At 72.2% G+C, this 19,040-nt stretch carries 17 protein-coding genes and 1 pseudogene; 11 read left to right on the top strand and 7 right to left on the bottom strand.

Going from position 1 to position 19,040, the window contains the following annotated elements; translation table 11 throughout:
• Positions 1 to 188: 188 nt before the first annotated feature.
• Positions 189 to 803, bottom strand: coding sequence for a GntR family transcriptional regulator (locus IF89_RS45905; protein ID WP_030764680.1), 615 nt, complete (start codon positions 801 to 803; stop codon positions 189 to 191).
• 601 nt (positions 804 to 1,404) lie between these two features.
• On the opposite strand from IF89_RS45905, the gene IF89_RS0110825 reads away from it, so the two are divergent.
• Positions 1,405 to 2,139 carry an alpha/beta hydrolase family protein gene (locus tag IF89_RS0110825; RefSeq protein ID WP_199820489.1) on the top strand — a complete coding sequence of 245 codons (735 nt, stop codon included), beginning with the start codon at positions 1,405 to 1,407 and terminating at the stop codon, positions 2,137 to 2,139.
• 20 nt (positions 2,140 to 2,159) lie between these two features.
• Here the strand turns inward: IF89_RS0110825 and IF89_RS0110820 are convergent, their stop codons facing one another.
• Both IF89_RS0110820 and IF89_RS0110815 read right to left on the bottom strand, forming a co-directional pair.
• Positions 2,160 to 3,932, bottom strand: a complete 1,773-nt coding sequence (locus IF89_RS0110820) for a S8 family peptidase (RefSeq protein WP_030764674.1) — start codon at positions 3,930 to 3,932, stop codon at positions 2,160 to 2,162.
• Between the two features lie 279 nt (positions 3,933 to 4,211).
• Entirely contained in the window at positions 4,212 to 5,636 is a 1,425-nt protein-coding gene (locus IF89_RS0110815; RefSeq protein ID WP_078628218.1) for a cation:dicarboxylate symporter family transporter, read from the bottom strand.
• A gap of 105 nt (positions 5,637 to 5,741) precedes the next feature.
• On the opposite strand from IF89_RS0110815, the gene IF89_RS0110810 reads away from it, so the two are divergent.
• Both IF89_RS0110810 and IF89_RS0110805 read left to right on the top strand, forming a co-directional pair.
• Positions 5,742 to 7,388: a sensor histidine kinase gene (locus tag IF89_RS0110810; RefSeq protein ID WP_030764668.1), complete on the top strand. Its 1,647-nt coding sequence runs from the start codon at positions 5,742 to 5,744 to the stop codon at positions 7,386 to 7,388.
• Complete coding sequence (locus tag IF89_RS0110805; protein ID WP_030764665.1) at positions 7,385 to 8,086, top strand: response regulator; 702 nt, start codon at positions 7,385 to 7,387, stop codon at positions 8,084 to 8,086. Before IF89_RS0110810 ends, IF89_RS0110805 begins: the two co-directional genes overlap by 4 nt.
• On the opposite strand, the gene melC2 is transcribed toward IF89_RS0110805, so the two are convergent.
• From melC2 to IF89_RS0110790, 3 genes are all read right to left on the bottom strand, one after another.
• Positions 8,044 to 8,889 (bottom strand): tyrosinase MelC2, encoded by an 846-nt coding sequence (gene melC2, locus IF89_RS0110800; protein ID WP_030764662.1) that lies wholly within the window; start codon positions 8,887 to 8,889, stop codon positions 8,044 to 8,046. The two genes, IF89_RS0110805 and melC2, sit on opposite strands and share 43 nt — an antisense overlap.
• Complete coding sequence (melC1, locus tag IF89_RS0110795; RefSeq protein WP_030764659.1) at positions 8,886 to 9,296, bottom strand: apotyrosinase chaperone MelC1; 411 nt, start codon at positions 9,294 to 9,296, stop codon at positions 8,886 to 8,888. The genes melC2 and melC1 overlap by 4 nt, the downstream gene beginning before the upstream one ends.
• A 232-nt stretch (positions 9,297 to 9,528) precedes the next feature.
• Complete coding sequence (locus IF89_RS0110790) at positions 9,529 to 10,746, bottom strand: erythromycin esterase family protein (RefSeq protein ID WP_030764656.1); 1,218 nt, start codon at positions 10,744 to 10,746, stop codon at positions 9,529 to 9,531.
• Positions 10,747 to 10,804: 58 nt separating this feature from the next.
• On the opposite strand from IF89_RS0110790, the gene IF89_RS0110785 reads away from it, so the two are divergent.
• From IF89_RS0110785 to IF89_RS0110770, 4 genes are all read left to right on the top strand, one after another.
• Complete coding sequence (locus IF89_RS0110785) at positions 10,805 to 11,539, top strand: TioE family transcriptional regulator (RefSeq protein WP_030764652.1); 735 nt, start codon at positions 10,805 to 10,807, stop codon at positions 11,537 to 11,539.
• A gap of 100 nt (positions 11,540 to 11,639) precedes the next feature.
• A complete protein-coding gene (locus IF89_RS0110780; protein ID WP_030764649.1) occupies positions 11,640 to 12,347 on the top strand; it encodes an ArsR/SmtB family transcription factor in 708 nt (235 codons plus the stop codon).
• On the top strand, positions 12,344 to 13,651 hold the full coding sequence (locus tag IF89_RS0110775) for an MFS transporter (RefSeq protein ID WP_199820488.1): 1,308 nt from the start codon (positions 12,344 to 12,346) through the stop codon (positions 13,649 to 13,651). The genes IF89_RS0110780 and IF89_RS0110775 overlap by 4 nt, the downstream gene beginning before the upstream one ends.
• Before the next feature lie 47 nt (positions 13,652 to 13,698).
• Positions 13,699 to 15,090, top strand: a complete 1,392-nt coding sequence (locus tag IF89_RS0110770; RefSeq protein WP_030764643.1) for a glutamate decarboxylase — start codon at positions 13,699 to 13,701, stop codon at positions 15,088 to 15,090.
• Positions 15,091 to 15,175: 85 nt separating this feature from the next.
• On the opposite strand, the gene IF89_RS0110765 is transcribed toward IF89_RS0110770, so the two are convergent.
• Positions 15,176 to 16,909, bottom strand: coding sequence for a sigma-70 family RNA polymerase sigma factor (locus tag IF89_RS0110765; RefSeq protein WP_030764638.1), 1,734 nt, complete (start codon positions 16,907 to 16,909; stop codon positions 15,176 to 15,178).
• 393 nt (positions 16,910 to 17,302) lie between these two features.
• On the opposite strand from IF89_RS0110765, the gene IF89_RS46940 reads away from it, so the two are divergent.
• From IF89_RS46940 to IF89_RS0110755, 4 genes and pseudogenes are all read left to right on the top strand, one after another.
• On the top strand, positions 17,303 to 17,539 hold the full coding sequence (locus IF89_RS46940; protein ID WP_051806958.1) for a hypothetical protein: 237 nt from the start codon (positions 17,303 to 17,305) through the stop codon (positions 17,537 to 17,539).
• Between the two features lie 14 nt (positions 17,540 to 17,553).
• Positions 17,554 to 17,967 carry a hypothetical protein gene (locus IF89_RS44535; protein ID WP_051806957.1) on the top strand — a complete coding sequence of 138 codons (414 nt, stop codon included), beginning with the start codon at positions 17,554 to 17,556 and terminating at the stop codon, positions 17,965 to 17,967.
• Positions 17,968 to 18,397: 430 nt separating this feature from the next.
• Complete coding sequence (locus IF89_RS49605; protein WP_420706904.1) at positions 18,398 to 18,538, top strand: 4Fe-4S binding protein; 141 nt, start codon at positions 18,398 to 18,400, stop codon at positions 18,536 to 18,538.
• A gap of 62 nt (positions 18,539 to 18,600) precedes the next feature.
• Positions 18,601 to 18,942: pseudogene (locus IF89_RS0110755) on the top strand (IS5 family transposase); the annotation flags it as partial.
• Between the last annotated feature and the right edge of the window lie 98 nt (positions 18,943 to 19,040).

Here is a 19,040-nt window from a genome sequence, read left to right as displayed (position 1 = left end):
TTCTAACCGGCCGTAGTTTCATCGCGTCAGGCGCTACCAGCGTGACGGACGTGACGAATGTGACTCATTCGCACGGGGTGTGAACGCAGTGTGCAGATATATGCGGGGCGCGCTCTTCCGAGGGTGGCATATGCCAGGCAGGATGTAAGCAGGATGGCGGCGCATGCGCCTGAATCCGGCGGGCAATTTTAGCCATGCAAGCGAATCGTCCACCGGTCGAGGGGGAGATACAGATCAGCGGTCTCCACGGGCTTTCCGTCCGCACCCAGCCTCGTCCGCGTGACGCGGTAGGCCAGCGTGTCCACCAGCAGCCCCAGCGCGTGGGCCGCCTGCTCGCTCAGGGGCGCTACGCCCACCTCCGCCGCAAAGGTCACATGGGGCCCGCCGTGGGCTCGCCACGATTCCACCACCATGGCGGTTCTTCCGCCGGGCTCGAGACGCTCAACCATCCTGTGCTGCACGACGGCGCCCACGGGGACGGCGAGACGGTCGGCGATCTCGTCAGACGCCGGCCCGGTGCTTCGATCGAGGAGCTCGGATCCCCAGGGCCACGGTGCGTCGGCGTTGGTAAGCGTGCGCATGGCAGGAGGATGCGCCACGAAGACGGCCTGGCGCTGCTCGCCTTCCAGGACCCCGGTGCGCCGCAGCTCGACGTAAGCCAGGCGCATGGTCTGTTCGTGCACGCCGTACTGGGTTGCCATGGCGACGCGAGACGGTAGCGATTCGCCGGGCGCCCACTCGCCAGCCTTGATGCGCCGCAGCAGGTCGGAAGCGATGCGCCGGTATCTCGCGTCGCTACCCATCCAGACCCCACGTGTCGATCTTGAGACGTATGAGATCTGCAACTTAGGGCCAGGCCGCAGGCCTAGATATATCCAAGATGATCTTACTCGTGGGAAGGCTGAGCCATGACGCCCCTTAGCGCACCCATGCGCGGCGCCGCCCTTCGAGCCGCCACGTCGGGGAGCCTCGCCATGCATCGCCGCACGATCCTGGAGCTGTATATGTGGACGCCGGGGAACTGCTTCCGGTGCGCAGCAACAGGGGTCCACGTCACGCCGCTCGCCGTAATCTCGCCGCCCGCTGGCCGCGACTACCAGGTTGCTGCCTGCCGACAGTGCGTCATGGAGCTGGAGAATGAACGGGAACGGCACGCGGAGCGCCGCGGCCTGCCCTACGTTCCCGGCCGCTTGGGTGCGCGTGAACAGGGAGAATCGCCGTCGCCGGGCGGCCCACGCGGGGGAGAATCTGGGGAGTAGGGAGCCTCTAGGGAGGCACAGACCCCTCAACATCGACCGCGGATGAGAACACAACGGAACTAAAGAGAATGCAGGTCAGGGCCTCAGGCGGACACTGGGCTCCGAGCGCCGCAGGTCGCAGGAAATAACAATCCACACCGTCGACATGTGGACCTACGGCGTGTCCGCGGCCCTCGACCGCGGCTGGAACGCCCTCGTCCACGACGGCCCCGGCCAGGGGCAGTTGCTGTTCGTCGAGGAGATCCCCTTCACCACCCGCTGGGAGACGGTGGTGCGTCCGATCGTCGACTGGCTGCTGCGGCGCGACGACGTGGACGGCCGGCGGATCGCCCTCACCGGCCTGAGCATGGGCGGCAACCTCGCCCCGCGCGCCGCCGCCTTCGAACACCGGCTCGCGGCCTGCGCGGCGATGCCCGGATGCCTCAGCCCCTGGCTCGGCTTCGACGAGGAACTGCGCGACATCGTCACGCCCGACAAGGAGGAGACCAACCGGGTCTGGAACGAGGACGTCGTCCCCGGGCTCACCCCGCAGGAGGCCTTCACCGTCAAGAAGCGCTTCGAGATCTTCGACCGGCAGGCCCTGCGCCAGGCACGCGAGGGGAGGGTGCTCACCGACCTGTGGACCCCGGCGCAGGTGGCCATGGGCCTCGACATCACCGGGGTCGTCGGCCGGATCAAGGCCCCCACGCTCGTCCTGGACTACGACTTCGAGCAGTTCTACCCGGGCCAGCCGCGGCAGATGTACGACCTGCTGCGCACGCGGCGCGACTACGTGAAACTGACGAAGGCCACCGGGGCGCAGTTGCACTGCTCCCCGATGGCCCCGCAGCAGCACTGCGACGTCGTCTTCGACTGGCTCGCCGACGTGCTCCGGCGCTGAGTCGCTGCGGTGTGCGTCCCTCAGAAGGTGAGGTTCCAGGAGTCGATCCTGCCGGTGTCGCCGCCGGCGTTGTCGTTGACCCGGAGCTTCCAGGTGCCGTTGGCGACCTCCGCGGAGGCGTTGACGGTGTAGACCTGGTTGATGTTGTCGGTGCTGCCGCCCGAGCGGTTGTGGACGGTGTAGACGGTGCCGTCCGGGGCGATCAGGTCGACCTTCAGGTCCCCGATGTAGGTGTGGACGATGTTCACACCGACCTTGAGGGTGGCCGGGGCGTTCCCGGTCACGCCGCTGACGACGAGCGGGCTCTCCACGGTGGTGTTGTCACCGATGGCGACGTCCGTCGGGTTCGCGAAGTACTTGCCCGGAGGCGGGGTGCTGCCGACCGCCTTGAAGGCGTCGACCTGGCCCTCGCCGAAGAAGCCGTTCTTCGCCGTGGTGCCCTTGCAGCGGCTGTCGGACGGGCAGGCGACGTCGTTGGCCTGGGTGGCCAGCTTGTCGCGCAGCTGCGCCGGGGTGATGCCCGGGTTGGTGCTGACCAGCAGCGCTGCGACGCCCGCGACGTGCGGCGAGGCCATCGAGGTGCCGCTCATGGAGCCGTACTTGCCGCCCGGCAGGGTGCTGTAGATGCCGGTGGCGTCTCCGCCCGGGGCCGTGACGTCGACGACGTTCAGACCGTAGTTGGAGTACGAGGCCTTCGCGGTGGTGCCCATCGCCGAGACCGTGACGACGCCCGGGAGCTCGGTCGGGATGTCCAGGCAGGCGTTGGTGATGGTCCGGGTGACCGGCGTGGAGTCGTTCGGGCTCTCGGTGTCGGTCGTCTTGTTGGCCAGGTCGAGGTTGGAGTTGCCGGCCGCCGCGACCTGGAGCGAGCCCTTGCCCTCCGCGTACTCCTGGGCGCGCTTGACGCCCTCGATGATCGCGGCCTGGTCGGCGTTGTCCGGGCAGTTGAACTGCCACGGGTCGGTGTAGTAGCTGTTGTTGGTGACCTTGAAGCCGTGGTCACCGGCCCACATGAAGCCGCAGACGGTGTTCTCGGGGAAGAAGAGCGAGCTGCCGGGCTCGGCGATGCGCACCGAGGAGATCTTCACGCCCGGGGCCACGCCGATGACGCCCTTGCCGTTCTTGGCGGCCGCGACCGTACCGGCCACGTGCGTGCCGTGGGTGCCGACGTCGCGCCAGGCGCCCGCGCGGGTGTCCGGCTTGCCGTACGCGCAGGACGCGGAGTCCGCGGCGTTGAAGTTCGGCGCCAGGTCCTGGTGCTGGTCGTCCACGCCGGTGTCCAGGATGCCGACCTTGACGGAGGCGGACCCCGTGGTGACGGCCCAGGCCTGGTCGGCCTTGATCTGGGTCATGTCGGCGCGGACCGGCTCGCCCGAAGGCGTCGTGGCCTGCGCCGGGTTGGCGGGCAGCGCCGGGTTGTAGGCGTCCGCCGGCACGTCGGAGGTGCGGGTGGCGCCGACCTGCTGGACCCCGCTCACCCCGCGCATGGCGGTCGCGAACGAGGCGGACGCGGAGTGGGCGGTGATGACACCGATCGCGTCGTAGTGGTGGAAGACCGTTCCGCCGTTGGCGGTGATCGCGTTGCGGACCGCAGTGGTGTCACCGGGGGCGGTGATCACGAAGTAGGCGCGGGTACCGGCCACCCAGGTCGCACTCTGGGAAGCGGGGGCCGCGGCCCGGGGAGCCGCCGCGGGGGCGGTGGCGGTGGAGCCGGAGGGGGAGACGGGGGCGGTGCCGGCGAGCGCGGCGGGGGCCCCGAGGGCGAGCGCCGCGCCGAGCGTGGCAGCCAGCACGAGGGCACGTCGAGGTCGGCTGGATATGTGGGGTATCAATGCGTCCTCCGAAGACCCGGTGGTCAGGCCGGGTCGTACGAAACAAGTGGTGGACGCAAGATGTCATGCACGCGGCCAGTTACGGAAGTACCTTTTACAGCACGGGGGTTCGTTTATCGGTGGCCGAATACCGACTATGGGTGCAAGTGGGGAGAATGCGGCGGGCCGGCCGGGCTGGGCACCGTGGGGGCGAGCCCTGCCCGGCCGGCCCGTCCGCGGGCGGGCCGGCTGAGGAGGGTGCTAGACCGGAACGCCGTCCTTGGTGTGGTGCGTGTCGCTCGGCGCGGCGGTCGCGTCGGAGGGCTCCGCCGTGGTCGATGCCGGAAGCGCACCCTGAGTCGCGGTCGGGCCCGCTGTCACCGGCTCCGTCCCGTGTCCGTCGTCCACCAGCGTCTTCTCGTCGAACGGCAGCCGACCGGCGAGGACTTCGGTGGCCCGGTCCCGGTCGAACTCCTTCGTCCACGTCCCGATCAGCACCGTGGCCACCGCATTGCCCGCGAAGTTCGTCAGGGCCCGGGCCTCGCTCATGAACCGGTCGATCCCGACGATCAGGCCCACGCCGTCGACCAGTTCCGGCCGGTGCGACTGCAGTCCGCCGGCGAGCGTGGCCAGGCCGGCACCGGTCACCCCGGCCGCGCCCTTCGAGGCGATGATCATGAACAGCAGCAGGGAGACCTGCTCGCCCAGCGTCAGGGGCGTGCCCATGGCCTCGGCGACGAACAGCGAGGCCATCGTCAGGTAGATCGCGGTTCCGTCCAGGTTGAAGGAGTAGCCGGTCGGCACCGTGATGCCGGTGACCGGCCGCGAGACCCCCAAGTGCTCCATCTTCGCGATCAGCCGCGGCAGCGCCGACTCCGACGAGGAGGTCGACAGGATCAGCAGGAATTCCCGGCCCAGGTAGCGCAGCAGCGCGAAGACGCTGACCCCGGTGCACACGCGCAGCAGGGTGCCCAGCACGACGAAGACGAACAGCAGGCAGGTCGTGTAGAAGCCGATCATGATGACCGCCAAGGACTTCAGTGCGTCGATGCCGGTCGCCCCGACCACCGCCGCGATCGCGCCGAAAGCGCCCACGGGAGCCGCCCACATGATCATCGCGAGGACCCGGAACACCAGCTTCTGCACGTGCCCGATGCCGCGCAGCACCGGCTCGCCCGCCGCACCCATGGCCTGCAGCGCAAACCCGCACAGCAGGGCCACCAGCAGCGTCTGGAGCACCTCGCCGCCGGTGAAGGCGGAGACCAGCGTGGTCGGGATGATCCCCAGCAGGAACTCGGGCGTGCTCTCGGCCCCGCCCGCCTTGGCCTGCGCCTCGCCCGCGCTGCGCGCCGCCTCGGTCAGCTGCAGCCCGCTGCCCGGCTCCAGGAGGTTGCCGACCACCAGGCCGATCGCCAGCGCCACCGTCGACATGATCATGAAGTAGCCGAGGGCCAGGCCGCCCACCGCGCCCACCTTGGCGGCCTTGCGGACGGAGCCGATGCCCAGCACGATCGTGCAGAAGATCACCGGGGAGATCATCATCTTGATGAGGTTCACGAAGCCCGTGCCGAGGGGTTTGAGCTCGACGGCCACGCCGGGCGCGGCGAACCCGACCGCGATGCCGAGCAGCACCGCGGCGATCACCGCGATGTAGAGATAGTGCGTTCTGTCGCGCTGGGCGGCCACGATGCCTCCTGGTGGTGAAGTCGTCCGGGGAGACCATCGCCCAGGGCTGTGACCCCGGTCACCCTTGCGTTCATTGAGTTCACGACCCGGTGCACACTGAGCGCCATGTTCCGCTTCCCTCGTCCGCCGCGCAGCCTCGCCGGCCAGCTCTTCGCCATGCAGGTCCTGCTGGTCGCCGTCGTCGTCGCGGGCTGCGCCGTCTTCGCCTACGCCACCGCCCGGGGGCAGGCCGAGGACGCCGCGCGGCGCCAGGCCGGCGCCGTGGCCCGGGCGGTGGCGGACTCGCCCTCCGTGCGGGAGGCCGTACGGGGAGCGGCCCGCGGCCAGGACCCCTCCGTCGAGTTGCAGCCCTACGCGCAGAAGGTCCGCGTGGACTCCGGGGTCGACTTCGTGACGATCATGGCTCCGGACGGCAGGCGCTGGACCCACCCCGACCCGCGCCGCATCGGCGAGCCCTTCCTCGGCAACACCGCCCGGGCGCTGCGCGGCGAGACCTTCAGCGAGACCTACACGGGCACCCTCGGCCCCTCCATCCGCGTGGTCACCCCGCTGGAGGACGAGGGCCGGATCGTCGGCCTGGTCAGCTCCGGCATCACCGTCCGCGCCATCAGCGACCGGCTCGGCGCGCAGCTCTCGGCCCTGCTCTGGGTGGCGGGAGGCGCGCTCGCCCTCGGCGGTGCGGGCACGTACGTCGTCAACGCACGGCTGCGCCGCCACACTCACGGCATGAACGCGGCCGAGCTCAGCGCGATGTACGACTACCATCAGGCGGCCCTGCACGGCGTGCGCGAGGGCCTGCTCATGCTCGACGGGCAGCGCCGGATCACCCTGATCAACGACGCGGGCCGGGAGCTGCTGGGGCTGCCGGCGGACGTCACCGGCACCGGGGCGGCCGATCTCGGCCTGCCGGCCCCGCTGACGGGCGTGCTGCTCGCCGACCGGCCGCGGGTGGACGAGGTGCACCTCACCGCGGACCGGGTGCTGGTGGTCAACAGCGCGCCGGTCGCCGGCGGCGGCCGCCGCGGGACCGTGGTCACCCTGCGCGACCACACGGAACTGCAGGCGCTGACCGGGGAACTGGACCACGAGCGAGGCTTCACGCAGGCCCTGCGCTCCCAGGCCCACGAGGCGGCCAACCGCCTGCACACCGTGGTCTCGCTCATCGAACTCGGCCGCTCGCGGGAGGCGGTGGAGTTCGCCACCGCCGAGCTGGAGCTCGCCCAGGCGCTCACCGACGAGGTGGTCACCGCCGTCGGGGAGCCGGTGCTGGTCGCCCTGCTGCTGGGCAAGGCGGCCCAGGCGCACGAGCGGGGCGTCGAACTCGTCGTCACCGCCGACAGCCGCAGCCTCGCCGACCTCGGCGGGCTGCCGCCGGCCCGGGACCTCGTGACGGTGCTGGGCAACCTCATCGACAACGCCGCCGACGCGGTGACGGCCGTGCCGGGAGCGAGGATCGCGGTGACCCTGCGGCCCGAGCGCGACGAGCTGCTGCTGCGGGTCGCGGACAACGGGCCGGGTCTCCCCGAAGGAGTCGACGTGTTCCGCCGGGGCTGGTCCGGCAAGGGGGAGGGGCGCGGCCTCGGCCTCGCGCTCGTCCAGCAGGTCGCCCAGCGCTACGGCGGAGCGGTGGTCGCCGCCCAGGGGCCGGGCGGCGGCGCGGAGTTCACCGTACGCCTGCCCACGGCACCCGCGCGTACGCCCGACCGGGACGCGGCGGCCGGCCGGGACGCGGCTGCGGGCGGCCGGCGGTGAGCGGGGCCGAGGTGCGCGTGCTGGTGGTCGAGGACGACCAGGTCGCCGCCGACGCGCACGCGCTCTACGTCGACCGGGTGCCGGGATTCACCGCCGTCGGCGCCGTCCACTCGCTCGCCGAGGCCACCCGGGTACTGGAGCGCACCCGGGTCGACCTGCTGCTGCTGGACCTCGGCCTGCCCGACGGGCACGGCCTGCGCTTCGCCCGCGGACTGCGGGCCGCCGGCCATCCCGTCGACGTGATCGTGGTGACCTCGGCCCGGGACCTCGCCGTGGTCCGCGAGAGCGTCTCGCTCGGCGTGGTCCAGTACGTCCTGAAGCCGTTCGCCTTCCCGACACTGCGGGAACGCCTCCTGCGCTACGCCGAGTTCCGGGCTGCGGCCGGCGAGGCGGCCGGCCAGGACGACGTCGACCGGGCGATGGCCGCGCTGCGCGCCCCCCGCCCGGCCGAACTGCCCAAGGGGCTGAGCGCCCCGACCCTGGACCGGGTCGCCGCCCTGTTGCGGGCCGCGCCCGAGGGGCTGACCGCGGCCGGTGCGGCCGAGGCGGCCGGAATCTCCCGGATCACCGCCCGCCGCTACCTGGAACACCTGGTGGACACCGGCCGCGCGGACCGGACGCCCCGGTACGGCCAGGTCGGCCGCCCCGAACTGCACTACCGCTGGCTGGCGGCGGCCGGTTCGGTGTCGAACGTGTAGAACCTGCGGTGGTCCAGCATGTCCGCCGGGGTCACGTCGTTCCACGGCCGCATGGTGTCGTTGAGGTCCACCACGTTCGCCGTGCCCGCGGCCGGCAGGTACGTGGACTGCGGGTGCTTGGCCTGCCAGTCGGCCCACAGCTTGTCGATGAAGGCGTGGTGCATCCAGAACACCGGGTCGTTGGGGGAGACCCCGGTGGACATCTGCCCGCCGACCCACACGTGCACCCGGTTGTGCAGGTTCGCGCCGCGCCAGCCCTCCAAGTGGTTGCGGAAACCGTTGGAGGAGCTGTTCCAGGGGGCCATGTCGTAGACCGGCATGGCCAGGACGGAGTCCACCTCGGCCCGGGTCGGCAGCTGGGCCACGCCCGCGCCGAGCGCGCGCCGCAGGTACGGCCGGCCGTCCACGCGCACCTCCACGTTCCAGCGGCCCGTCGCGTAGGCGAAGGGGCCGTCGACGACCTGGCCGTCCCGGGCCCGGCCGGTGCCGCCGAGGAAGTCGGGGGCCCAGAGGGAGGAACGGGTGGTGCGGTCGACGGTCCAGTCCCAGTACGGGAGCGCGACGCTCGCGTCCACTTTCTGCAGCGCCTCCTCGAACTCCAGCAGGAAGCGGCGGTGCCACGGCAGGAAGGAGGGGGAGCGGTGGCCGACACGGTCGCCCGAGTCGGTGTCGCTCATGATGAAGCCGTTGTGGGTGGTGACGAAGCGGTCGTAGCTGCCGTTGCGCTTGAGCTCCAGCAGGGCGGAGGTGAAGGCGCGCTTCTCGTCCGGGGTCAGCGAGGCCTGGTTCTTGCGGACGGTCATGCCGTACCTCCGAAGGGGACGAGGGGTGCGCCCTGGAGGTCGCGGACGGCGGCACGGGCGAGCAGCCGGGGGTCGGTGAACGTCTCGTAGTGGTTGATCACGCTGATCCAACTGCCGTCGGCGTTGCGCATGATGTGGAGTTCCCTGCCGTCTATGAGGACGGTGGGCCGGTCGGGCGAGTGATGGCCTCCGTGCCCCCCGTGGTGGCCTGCGCCGCCGGTGGTGATCCGGATGCGGCGGCCCTGGTAGACCTCGTCGACCGTGCCCGGGGGTGTGGGCGGGGCAGGGGTCGCGGCGGGGGTCGCGGCGGCGCTGGTGGCGGCGCTGGTGACGGCGGCTGTCAGGCCGAGGACGGTGAGTGCACCGGCAGTTGTCCCCAGGGCCTGACGGCGGGTGATCTTGTTCATGCCCGAAGAGGTATCAGCGCCCGGGACGCGCTCCGCCGGTATCAGGACATCGGCGGACAAGTTGCCGGTAGAACAAGTTGGATGATCTTCCCGTCCGGGTCGGCTCCCGAGGCCGGGACGGGAAGATCTGCGGGCGTGAGCCTGCTGAACGGTAATTTCTTCTGGGCGGCCCGGGGTCTATGAACGGTGTCACACTGCAGAGTCGGCCGGAAGCAGAGCGTCAACCGGCCGTTCAGGCGGACCCGGACCGGCCCTCGGGGACGTCCCTGAGGAAGACGAGCCCGTCGGTCGCCGCCAAGTGGGCCGGGTCGAAGGGGAAGTAGCCGAACCAGGCGGACGCGCGGGGTGCGGCGAGCGAGTCGGCGAGCGCCGCTCCCAGGCCGCGGGCGTCGACCACGCAGACCTCCTCCGGCAGGGCGTACAGCAGCCCCTCCAGGGTCCCGGCCTGCGGAGCGTCCACACCCCGGTGCCGGATCGTCCCCAACGCCGTCGCGATGAAGGCGTACTGCCCGCCCAGCCGGGCGCTCACGATCGACCCGGCGCTCCACCACTCCAGCGGCACACCGCCCATCCGCATGGAGCTGATGTCCCGTTGGAGGTGGCTGTTGTGGGCGTGGACCAGGGTGGGGCCGCGCTCGGCGAGCGCCAGCAGGTTCTCCGCCATCATCAGGCCCCGCTGGCCCAGCAGGCGCGGCATGCGGCCGGGCGAGGTGTCGGCCATCCAGAAGTGGTAGCGCAGCAGGCCGGTGGCCGTCCGCCCGTGCAGCCGGGCCCGCTCCCACGCCTCCCGCGAGGTCGCGCCGATCAGCTGCGGTGCCCGGGCGTCGAGCAGCGCCACGAGGTCGTCGGCGAGCAGCCGCAGCTCGGCGGCCTCGGCGGACCGACCCGTCGAGCGGGCCGGGTCCGTCATCGCGGCCGGCTCCGTCCACAGGCCGTCGGGGCCGAGCAGGCCGTCGAGCGTTGCGGCGGTGCAGGGGAGCAGGCCCGCGTCCAGGTGGAGGGAGAGGTAGTCGTGCAGCGCCGTGAGGGCCTCCCGCGGGGCGGCGGCACCGGTGATCTCCAGCGGGCCGTCGAAGCCGGCGAACCGGAGCCGTTCGGCCGCGGGCCGCCCGTCGTTGTACGCCCGCATCCACCGCACGAGTTCGCGGTTGGCCGCGGACGCGCCGAAGCCGTGGCTGAACCCGCGCTCCATGACCGCGTCGAGGCTGCCCGCGCCGGAGGTGACGTAGGCGTCGACGGCCTGCCCCGCCAGGCAGTCGCTCTCGACGGCGATCGTCCGGTAGCCCTCCTCCTCGACGAGCTGCCGGAACAGCTCGTTGCGCACGTCGAGCAGCGCGTCCTCGCCGTGGGTGGGCTCGCCCAGGGCGAGCACCCGCGGCCGGGTCGGGAGGAGCCCCATGACGGCGGCTGCCTCGACGGCGTGGACGGTGTCCTTGATGTCAGAAGCCATGCCTTCAACGGTATCGTTGAAGCTCCGGTTGAAACTTTGCCGCGCTATCGTGCGGTCCATGGCCTCAAAGCTTCAAACGGTGATACGGCTCCGGCCGGTGGACCTGGCGCGCGGGCACGGCCTGTCCACCCAGGCTGTCCGGAACTACGAGGAGGCCGGCGTCCTCCCCGCCGCCGAGCGCACGCCCCACGGCTACCGCACCTACACACCACTGCACGCCCGCGCCCTGGACGCCTTCCTCGCCCTCGTCCCCGGCCACGGCCACCGGACGGCGAGCGCGATCATGCGCGCCGTGAACGAGGGCGCGGCCGACGAGGCGTTCCGGCTCATCGACGAGAGCCACGCCCAACTGCTCGACGACCGGCGCACCCTGCGGGCCGTGGAGAATGCCCTTCGCGACCTGGAGCCGACCGCCGCGGCGCCCGCCACGCCGACCGCCACGGCCGAGTCCTTCATCGGGCCGCTCGCGGACCAGCTGGGCATCAGACCCGCGACGCTGCGCGCCTGGGAGAAGGCCGGCCTCGTCCGCCCCCGCCGCGACCCGCTGACCGGCTACCGCGTCTACGACGGGGCCGCCGTACGGGACGCCCGCCTGACCCGCCAACTCCGCCGTGGCGGCTACCCGCTGGAGCAGATCGCCCCGCTGCTCGCACAGGTGCGCGCCGCCGGCGGCCCGGAGCCCCTGGAAGCGGCGCTGCTCACATGGCGCGAGCGCCTGTCCGCACGCGGCCGCGCTCTGCTGTCCGGCGCCGCGGAGCTGGACGCGTACCTCCAGGCCCGCACCCGCGGATGACGACCCGCCGCGCCCCGACGGGGGCCGGGGGCGGGCTTTGCAAAAGAAGTTCTGCAAAAGTACTTCTGGAAACGGCGCGGGCCGCCCTACCCTCCCCCTCATGGCCAGCGAAGATCAAAAACGCGTTCTCGATCCCGAACGGGACGCGGCCGCACTCAAGGCGCTCACCCACCCCCTGCGCATCCGGCTGCTGGGGATGCTCCGGCAGGACGGGCCCGCCACGGCCAGCGAACTCGCCGTGAGGACGGGGGAGTCGTCCGCATCCACCAGCTACCACCTGCGGGTGCTGGCGAAGTACGCGTTCGTGGCCGAGGCCGAGCACCGCGACGGCCGGGAGCGCCGCTGGCGGGCCGTGCACGCCCTGACCTCCTGGAGCAACGAGGCCATGGGAGCCACGGCGGGCAGCCGCGCCTACGTCAACCTCGCCCGCAAGGCGCAGATCGAGCACCTCGCGACCTCCCTCGCCCGCCACGAGGCCGACATGGCCGACGGGCTGCTGGGCCGCGAGTGGGTGGAGCCCGCCGGGATCAGCGACCGGATACCCCGGCTGACCCCCGAGTCCCTCACCGAACTCCGCGCGGCCTTCGACCGGAAGCTGGAGGAACTCACCGCACGCGACGCGGGCGACCCGCGCGCGCTCCGAGTCGTCCTGCTCACCGCCGGCCTGCCACTGGCCCGGCGCGACCCCGCGTCCGAGGCGGACGCCGTCGGCGGGGGTACCGGTGCCAGTGATGCTGATGCCGGGGCTGCCGGTGCCGGGGGTGTCGACGCCGCTACGGACCGCGCGAACGATGGGGGCGGCGCGTGAACCGGGCGCCGGACCCGCACGCCGCACGCCGACGCTACGTCACGGTGTGCGTCCTGTACTGGCTGCCGCTGGGGCTGACCATCGCCCCCCTGATCCTGCTGCTCAGCGAGCGCGGCCTGACCCTTGCGGCCGTCGCCGGCTGCCTCGCCGCGCACTCCCTCACCGCCGCAGCGCTGGAGCTGCCCACCGGCGGGCTGTCCGACGTCCTCGGGCGCCGCGTCGTCCTGGCAGCCGCCGGCATGTCCAACCTGGCCGCGCTGATCCTCGTGGCCCTGGGCACGGCCACCTGGCAGCTCGCCCTCGGCATGGCCCTCGTCGGCGCCGGCCGCGCCCTGTCCAGCGGTCCGGCCGAAGCCTGGTACGTCGACACCGTCCACGCCCGCTCCGGTCCCGGCGCCGAACTGCGCACCGGGCTGGCCCGCGGGGCCTCCGCCACCTCCGTCGCGCTCGCGTGCGGCACCCTGCTCGGCGGCGCGCTGCCCTGGCTCCTCGGGCTCGGCCCCGACCCCGGGGCCCGGCTGAGTGCGGCGACGTCCGGACTGGTCCTGCCCCTGTCCTGGCCGCTGCTGCTCGGCGCGGCGGTCGAGGTCGTCTTCGTCCTGTACGTCCTGACCTCCCTCCACGAGCCTCCCCGGCCGGCAACCACGCCGGTCCGCGTACTGCGGGGCGTCCCGGCCACGGTGGCGGGCGGGCTGCGCCTGGCCGCACGGGACGCGGTGGTGCGCCGGGTCCTCCTGAGCGCGGCGGGCGCCGGCAGTGCGCTGGCGGTGGTGGAACTGCTCACCCCGGGCCGCACCGCCGTTCTGACGGGTACTCCGGAATCGGGCGCGGTGCTCTACGCCGGGCTCGCCTGCGCCGGATTCGCCTGCTCCGCCCTCGGCGCCCACCTCGCGCCGCTGACCGCCCGGCTCACGGGCGAGGGGCGGCGGGCCGTCCTGACGGGTCTTGCGGTCTGCGCGGGCGGCCTGCTCCTGCTCGCCACCTCGGCGGCGTCGTCCGGGGCGGCCTCGGCGGCCCTCGGCGCAACCGGCTTCGGGCTGGTCTACCTCGGCCGCGGCGCGGCGGGCCCGAACGAGAACGAGCTCCTGCACCGGCGCGTGGACGGGTCGGGCCGGGCCACGGCCCTGTCCGCGCAGTCCCTCTCCCTCCAGCTGACCGCGGCCCTCACCGGCGCCGCCGCGGGCTTCCTGCCGCCGGGCCCCCTGCCCTGGCTGCTGGGCGCCACCTGCATGCTGGCCGCCGCCCTGCTGTGGACCGCCCACGACCGGCGCCTCTGTCCCGTGCCGGGCCTGCGTGACGCCTGATGTCCGGGGTGCCTGGGATGCGGTTATTCGTCACCTATAGTCCAGGCATGGCTCTCCATGAGACGAAGGACGCACACCGCCAGGACGCCGACACGGACGTTTTCGCGTCCACGCTGAGCGGCCAGATCCTCCCCAAGTACCGGATTCCGGAGGAGCACTCGCCCACGGAGGTCGTCTACGAACTGCTCCGCAACGAGCTCCTCCTCGACGGCAACGCCGCCCAGAACCTCGCGACCTTCTGCACCACCTGGTCGGACGAGGGCGTGCACCGCCTGATGAACGTCTGCCTCGACAAGAACATGATCGACAAGGACGAGTACCCGCAGACCGCCGAGATCGAGTCCCGGTGCGTCAACATCCTGGCCGACCTGTGGAACGCACCCGCCGGTACCACCGCCACCGGATGTTCCACCACGGGCTCCAGCGAAGCCGCCATGCTCGGCGGGCTCGCGCTCAAGTGGCGCTGGCGCGAACGCCGCCGCGCCGAAGGGCTCCCCGTCGACCGCCCCAACCTCGTCTGCGGCCCGGTCCAGATCTGCTGGGACAAGTTCGCCCGCTACTTCGACGTCGAACTGCGCCAGGTCCCGCTGGAGCCCGGCGCCACCGGCCTGCAGCCCCACCAGCTCGCCGAGCACGTCGACGAGAACACCATCGGCGTCGTCGCCATCCTCGGTGTCACCTACACCTGCGACTACGAGCCCGTCGCCGAACTCGCCGCCGAGCTGGACCGGATCCAGGCCGAGCACGGCTGGGACATCCCCCTTCACGTCGACGCCGCGAGCGGCGGCTTCGTCGCGCCCTTCCTCCACCCCGACGTCGTGTGGGACTTCCGGCTGCCGCGCGTCGCCTCCATCAACACCTCCGGCCACAAGTACGGGCTCGCGCCCCTCGGCGTCGGCTGGATCATCTGGCGCTCCGCCGAGCTGCTCCCCGCGGACCTGGTCTTCAAGGTGGACTACCTCGGCGGCGACATGCCGACCTTCGCCCTCAACTTCTCCCGCCCCGGCGGCGAGATCATCGCCCAGTACTACCTCTTCCTGCGGCTGGGCCGGGGCGGTTACCGCCGGGTCCAGCAGGCCTGCGCCGACACCGCCCAGTACTTGGCGGGACGGATCGCCGAAATGGGCCCCTTCACCCTCCTCTACGACGGCCAGGGGGCCCTCCCGGCCGTCTCCTACACCCTCACCGACCCGGCTGCCTCCCCCTTCACCCTCTACGACCTCTCCGACCGGCTGCGCATGCGCGGCTGGCAGGTGCCCTCGTACCCGCTGCCGGCCGACCGCGACGACACCGTCATCCAGCGCGTCCTGGTCCGCCACGGAGTGACCCGCGACCAGATCGCCCTGCTCGTGGAGGACATGCGGCGAGCCGTCGAGCACCTGACGGCGACACCGCCGCCCGTACCGGCCGCACCACCCCAGTCGGGCTTCCACCACTGAGGGGCGTTCAGCGGTCGTGGGCGGGCCAGGGCCGGCCGTGCGGCGTCGGTCGGCTCGGGTCGGGCCGGGCCTGGTGGGTTCCGGGCTATCTGGCCCCGAACTTCTGCGTCCACCAGGGGCCGCCTGCGCCCTGGTGTACGCCTACGCCGATGTCCTTGAAGGAGCAGTTGAGGATGTTCGCGCGGTGGCCCGGGCTCTTCATCCAGGAGTCCATCACCGACTGCGCCGTCTGCTGGCCCTTCGCTATGTTCTCGCCGTACGTCGACCAGCGGTAGCCGGCCGCCGTCGTGCGCTCACCGGGGTCCTTGCCGTCCGGGTTGGTGTGGTCGAAGAAGTTCCGTGCGGCCATGTCGTCGGAGTGCCCCTGCGCGGCCGCCCGCAGCTGCGGGTCCTCCCGCAAGGGGCCGCAGCCGGCCGCCGTGCGCTCGGCGTTGACCAGGGCCACCACCTGGCCCGCGATGCCCGGCGGGGCCGGCGCCGGCTTGGGCGTCGCGGGACGCGGGCTCGGCGAGCTGCTGCGGCTCTGCACGGGGCTCGCACTCGCGGTCGGGCTCGACGGGGCCGAGGCGGAAGCGGAGGCGGACGGGGACGGCGAGGCCGACGCGGACGGTGACGGGGAGGCCGACGGCGAGGCGCCCCCGGGCGACTCCGTGGCCGACAGGGCCGCCAGCGGCGCGGCGGACGTGCCGCCCTCGTCCTCGGGGCTGCCGGAACCGGGCAGCCCGCCCAGGTAGGCCAGGCCGCCGCCCGCGACGCAGGCGGCGACCACAGCGCCGCCGACCACCCGGCGGCGGCTCTGCCGGCGCTTGCGCAGCGCGCCCCGGCCGCCGGCGCCACCCCGGCCCGCGCCCCTGCCCGTATCCGTCCCCGTGCTCGCGTGCGCCACCGGAGTCAGCTGGGTCGCCGCGTCGGGGAATCCGCCGTGGGCGGCCTCCCCGCCGGCCCCGTCCCCGCTGCCCAGGCCGCCGGCGCCGCCCGTACCGTCCGTCCCGTGGGCGTAGGCCACGGTCGCGGGGTCGAAGCCGGCCGTCCCGGCCGTACGCATCCCTGCCAGCAGGGCCGCCGAGACGGGGACGAGGGCCAGACCGGCCAGCAGCCCCTCCGCCGGGACCAGTCCGCTCCACAGGCCGGAGCACCGTACGCATTCCCGCGCGTGACGGGCTATTCGCTTGCGCCACAGCGCCGACGGCTGCCCGTCCCAGCCGCCGAGCACGGCCCGCAGCTCCTCGCACGCCGGCTGCGTGTCCAGGGCGCGCTCCACCACCCGCGCCGCCTCCAGCTGTGCCTTCATGCGCTGCACGCGGACCGCCGTGTGCTGCGGGGACAGCTCGAGTGCCGAGGCGACCTCCGCCCGGGTCAGCTCCCCGGCGCACTCCAGCCACCACAGCGACAGCAGGGCGCGGTCCTCGGGCTCCAGCCAGCGCGTCGCCCGGGCCGTCTCGCGCCGCTGGCCCGCCAGGTTCAGGCGTACGACGGTCAGGTCGACGAAGTCCGCCCCCGGGTCGGCCACGTCCCACGCCGACTCCAGGGTGCTCTCGCCGAAACCGCTCTGCCGGGCCTGCCAGTGCGCCCGCACCCGGTTCATCGCGATGGCCACCAGCCAGGACCGGAAGGACTCCTCGGCACGCAGACCGCCCAGCCCGTCCAGGGCCCGCAGCATCGTGTCCTGCACCACGTCGTCCACGTCGCAGGAGCCGCCCAGGGCCCGCCCGACGATGTTGTAGACGAGCGGGAGGTGGGCGCCGACGAGCTCGTCCTGGGCGCGGGGATCGCCCGCGCGAGCCGCTGCCACGAGCGCTGCGGTGTGCTGAGTAGTCATGTGAATGTCCCTGTCCGTACCGGCGGTCGATGATGCCCGATACATGGGAGACCGCGGAGGCGGGCCTCGATAACAGTTAATCGGAAGAATTTTCCCGGAGGCCATTCCCAGGCACCCACCGGGGTCACGGCGCAGGCGCCGGCCCCTGCGCCGCGGCGCGCGCGGCGGCCGTGGAACGACGCCGCCGACCACGCCGGCCCACCACTGCGCCGAACGGGCGATCCGGCGGGCCGAGGAAGGCTGTTCCGGGTACGGCGGGCGGTCGGCTCGTTCGCCGCCCCGTCGGCCACCCGGGGGTTCCCGGCATTCGCGGCATTCGACGGCGCGCCAACTCCCGCTGTGCGTATGGTCTGGACCACATCGTCATCCACCGGGCGCTACGCAGGGCCACCCGTGGGACGACGGGGAGGATCGGAGGATCCCCTGTCCAGCCACCCGTACGCGGTCCTGGCCGCCCAGCGACTCCTGCCGGTGCTCCGCAACGCCGGCGCCGACGCGGCCGTCCGTGCCGCCACCGTCCTGCTCGCCGCCGGCTGCCGCGCCGTGGAGCTGGCCACCTCCACCCCCGGCCGGCCCGCCGCGGTCGCCCGGACGGTCCCGCTCGCGGACGGACACGGGCGTCCCCGCTGATCGGCGCGGGCACCGTGAGTACCACCGCGCAGGCCGAGACCGCCCTGGACGCGGGCGCCGCGTTCCTCGTCTCCCCCTACCCGGCGCCCGAGGTGCGCGCAGTCGCCCGGCGGCGCGGGGCCGTCTTCATCGAGGGCGGTTACACCCCGGCCGAGATCGCCTCCGCCGTCCGGTCCGCCGGAGCGGCCAAGATCTTCCCCGCCCACGTGGGAGGCCCGCGGTTCGTCCGCTCCCTCCGAGCCGTGCTGCCGGACGCGGTGCTCATCCCGACCTGGTTGGCGAGTCGGCGGAGAGGCGGGAAGCCTTTGCGCTGCGTGGGGGCGGATGACCTGGGCGAGAGGACCCTCGCGCTTGTGGCAGTGACGGCGGCGGTGCCGACTGCTGGAGTCGATCGGCACGGTGGGGGAGCCCTGTGCCGGGGGCTGTGAGGCGAGGATGTTGACCGACGCCGGGCCGCCTCCGTCGGGTTCAGGCTTTCTGCACCGACGGCAGCGTGTAGCCCATGCACTTGGGTGGCGGCAACGGTGAGGCGAACCCGCCGAACGGAATCGTGTACCAGAGCTACATGCCGGACCTGTACGTCTACGTCGATGGCAAGATGACTGACAACCTCGGGCGTCCGTCCAGCTCGCGTGTTCAAGCGGGCAGCTGGGTAAACTTCTCCAATATTCCCGGAGTGAACAGCGGCAAGGGTAACCCCTACGGCAAGTGCGACGTCGCCGCTCGCGGAAACGGTGGAAATTCGTCGAATGTGGGAATTCCGTTCCCTGTTGTGGGTGACACCACTGATTACCGTCCGAACCGAATGGTACGCTGCGACCAACCGGCCGCGTTCTTCACGGAGACCTACACCCATTTATGCCCCGTCGACTGCTCCATGCAGGCGAGAACATGCCCGTTATCCACTCGTACGTGTGCATCGACTGCGGCGCCTGCGTACCCGAGTGCCCAGTTTCCGCCATCTTCGAAGAGTCCGAGCTTCCGGCTAAGAACGCCTAACACAATGAGGTGGATCGCTCCTCGTGGCCGTGTCCGGTCGTCGGGTTCGGCGTTGTCCGGCCATGGGGGCTTCACCGTGGATCGTGTCGGATGACCTGTGGGAGCGGATCGAGCCGCTCTTGCCGAAGCGGGAGCGACGGTTCAGGTACCCGGGTCGCAAGCCGGTTCCGGATCGGCAGGTGCTGTGCGGGATCCTGTTCGTGCTGCACACCGGCATCCAGTGGGAACACCTGCCCCAGGAGCTCGGCTTCGGGTCCGGCATGACGTGCTGGCGTCGACTGCGGGACTGGAACGAGGCCGGGGTCTGGCAGCAGCTGCACGAGGTGCTACTGGCCGAGCTGAACGCGGCGGCCCGGCTCGACTGGTCAAGGGCGGTTGTCGACTCCAGCCATGTCAGGGCGTTAAAAGGTGCCTCTATGGTTTTCGTCAAGCCGTAGTCGGTGTGGGTGGTTGGTAGAAGGTGCCGTCTCGGAGCATGGCGAAGAGGACGTCGATGCGGCGT

The sequence above is a fragment of the Streptomyces sp. NRRL F-2664 genome (assembly GCF_000719345.1).
Classification (GTDB): domain Bacteria; phylum Actinomycetota; class Actinomycetes; order Streptomycetales; family Streptomycetaceae; genus Streptomyces.
The sequence above is the reverse complement of the archived record's forward strand: the minus strand, read 5'-3'. Positions and strand labels throughout refer to the sequence as shown.